At 76.6% G+C, this 2,951-nt stretch carries 3 protein-coding genes; 1 reads left to right on the top strand and 2 read right to left on the bottom strand.

Annotation, left to right across the window (positions count from 1 at the left end; genetic code table 11):
• Window positions 1-511 (top strand): glutathione S-transferase C-terminal domain-containing protein (locus tag AOK18_RS21710; RefSeq protein WP_206281578.1); only part of this gene is annotated, 511 nt, incomplete at its 5' end.
• Between the two features lie 83 nt (window positions 512-594).
• Here AOK18_RS21710 and AOK18_RS21715 read toward each other — a convergent pair.
• Both AOK18_RS21715 and AOK18_RS21720 read right to left on the bottom strand, forming a co-directional pair.
• Complete coding sequence (locus tag AOK18_RS21715; protein WP_206281579.1) at window positions 595-1,923, bottom strand: PP2C family protein-serine/threonine phosphatase; 1,329 nt, start codon at window positions 1,921-1,923, stop codon at window positions 595-597.
• A gap of 95 nt (window positions 1,924-2,018) precedes the next feature.
• Complete coding sequence (locus AOK18_RS21720; RefSeq protein ID WP_055695440.1) at window positions 2,019-2,771, bottom strand: IclR family transcriptional regulator; 753 nt, start codon at window positions 2,769-2,771, stop codon at window positions 2,019-2,021.
• Window positions 2,772-2,951 lie beyond the last annotated feature (180 nt).

The following is a 2,951-nucleotide window of genomic DNA, read 5'->3' on the forward strand; positions in this document are numbered from 1 at the left end:
ATCTCCGGCTCCGCGCCGCGCGGTGTACCCGCGTGGCGCGGAGCCGGAGATCGAGGCCGTGGAGCGCCTGTGCGCCCGGGGCATCGACGAGGCGGCGGGCTCCGCCGGAAAGGCCGCCGGACCCGCCGCGCGTGCCGGGGCGCTCGGCACGCTGCTGCGCACGCTGGGCTCACTGGACAACCGGCTCATGGACCGCGACCACATGATCCGCGACCGGATCACCGTGGCGGACGTGGAGCTGTGGGCCGCCCTGGTCCGCCTCGACACCGTCCACCGCCACCACCTCGACGCCGAGGCCGTACGGGCCGTCGCCGGGTACGGGACCCTGTGGGCCTACGCCCGCCGCCTGGCCGGCCATCCGGCCTTCGGCGGCCACCTCGACGTCGACGCCATCGCCCGCCGCCACCGTGCCCGCTGTCATGCCCCGGCGGGCACCGGAACCGCCGTGCCGGTCGTCACCTGGCCCGGCTCCGGCCGCGCCCCGTCGGGTGCCCGCGCCGGCCGGCCCTGACCCCGCCCGGCCGCGGACGCCGGCCGTTCCCGCGTCCGCACCCGGACGCGTCGTACCGGGAGGGCTCCGCCGCGGCGCCGCTGTCAGGCGGCGCGCCTCCGCTCGCCGGCACCGCCGCCGGGCCCGGCCGGCGGGGCGGCCGCGGGAGCCGAGACGCCCGGCCCCGCGGCTTCCGTCGCCCGCACGGATGAACCGGGGGCGGCGGACCCGCCCTCGCCGGTCGCCCCCTCGCCGGTTGCCCCCTCGCCGGTCTCCGGCCCGGACGCCGCGGGCCTTGCGGCGGCGGGTTTGCGCAGCAGGAGGAGCGCCGCGTCGTCGTGCAGCCTGCCGCCCACGTGCGTCAGCAGCTCCTCGTGCAGGGCCGCGACGGTGCGCGCCGGATCGTCGTACAGATGCCGGGCGAACCCCTCGGCGAGCGGGTAGAACGCGCGGTCGGCGTCGCGGGCCTCGGTGACCCCGTCGGTGTAGAGCAGCAGCTGGTCCCCGTCGCCGAAGGGCAGCACCTGGAGACCGGGGGCCTCACCGGCGAGGGCGCTCAGCCCCAGCGGCGGTGCCGGCCGCGCGGGTTCCACCGCCACCACGTCGGAACCCCGGACCAGCAGGGGAGGCGCGTGCCCGCAGTTCACCAGCTCCAGGCGCCCGGGCTCCGGGTACCCGGCGACCACGGCGGTGACGAAGTCGTCGTCCCCCAGGTTGCGGGCCAGGCTCCGCTCGATCCTGCCGACCACGGCCAGGAGGTCGGGCTCGTCGTAGGCCGCCTCCCGGAAGACGCCGAGGACCAGCGCGGCGGTCTTCACGGCCGACAGCCCCTTGCCGCGCACGTCGCCCACGATCGTCCGCACCCCGTGGGGGGTGGGGATCAGGGCGTAGAGGTCCCCGCCGATCCGGGCCTCCGCGGCGGCGGCACTGTAGTGGACGGCCACCTGGAACGGGCCGACGGTGGCCGGCGGAGGCTGGAGCAGGGCGTGCTGCGCGGTCTCGGCGACGGAGCGGACGGCCGCGAGGACCTGCTCGCGGCGGGCGCGCACCGCCCCGGCCAGGATGCTGGCCAGGGTGACGCTCGCCAGGACGGCCAGCACGGCGACCAGGTTCCCGCCGCTCACCCCGTTCCTGACCCCGAGCACGACACTCAGCAGGGTGGCGAGGAGGCCGACCCCGGCGACTCCGCGCCACCCGCAGGTGGCGGCCGCCAGGGCGGGCCCGGCGGCGAGCATGGGCAGCCAGACCAGGCTCGTCCCCCCGACGACGTCGATGACCGTGATGACGCAGACGAGCAGCAGGGGCAGTACGGGCGTACCGGCGGTCCGGTGTGCGAGCGCCCGGATGCGGGGGAGCGGCGGACGGCCGGCCCCCCGGCCCCGGAAACGCCGCACCGGCCGGTGGCCGTCACGGTGCTGTCGGGCGTGACTCATGTGCCGTCCGAGATCCTCACTGTGCGCTCGCGTTCCCCGATGTCCTGTCCGTCCAGGAAAGCCGGGGGGTGCCGGACGTCACAAGAGGATGATTTTCAGATAGTGAGAGAGAGGTTCCGGGTGATGCGGTCGGCGGTGGGTATGAGCCGCGCCCGGACCTCCCCGAGCCGGGGGAGCCGGTCCGCCGGCAGGGACACGCCGAGCGAGCCCAGGGTGTCCCCGCTGTAGACGGGAAGCGCGGCGCAGACCGTGCCCAGCGCGTACTCCTCCAGGTCCGTGACGACGGGGGCCACCGGACTCGAGTCGATCCGGCGCAGCAGTTCCGGCGCGGTGGTGATCGTGCGGGGCGTGAGGTCGTTCAGGGCGTGCCGCGACAGGTAGTCCCGGCGGGCCGCGTCGTCCAGCTGCCGCAGGACGGACTTGCCCAGCGCGGTGGCGTGCCCGGCGTCCTCGAAGCCGACCCAGAGGTCCACCCGGGGAGCGCGCGGACCGTCGGCGATCTCGGCGACCCGGATCTCGCCGTCCTCGTAGAAGGTGAGGTAGACGGCGGCCGAGAGCTCGTCCCGCAGGGCGGCGAGCGTCGGCCGCACCCGGTTGAGCAGGGCCTGGCCGCGGCCGTCGGTGCGCAGCGCGTGCAGCCGCTCGCCGAGGACGAACCCGCCGTCCTCCAGCTTGCGCAGGTATCCGTCGTGCACCAGCGTGCGCAGCAGGTGGTAGGCGGTGGCCGGCGGCAGACCCGCCTCGCGCGCCAGCCGCTTCGCCGGCGCACCGGTCTCGTGCGCGCTCACCGCCTCCAGCAGGCGGAAGGCACGCTGCACGGAGGTGATGAGCGTGGGTCCCGTGCCCATGGCACCAGCGTGCGCCCGGCCGCACCGCGGGGCAAGGCCCCCCGGGACCCCCCACCGCTTCGGGCGGAAGGCAGTACGTGTCAGGAGCCGCGACCTGGATACGCGGTGGGGGAGCAGCCCCGGCCGGCGGCACCCGCCGGCACCACCCCACCGCACCACGGCCGCCCGGAAGGTTCCCGA

The organism is Streptomyces prasinopilosus, assembly GCF_001419695.1.
Taxonomy (GTDB): domain Bacteria; phylum Actinomycetota; class Actinomycetes; order Streptomycetales; family Streptomycetaceae; genus Streptomyces; species Streptomyces prasinopilosus.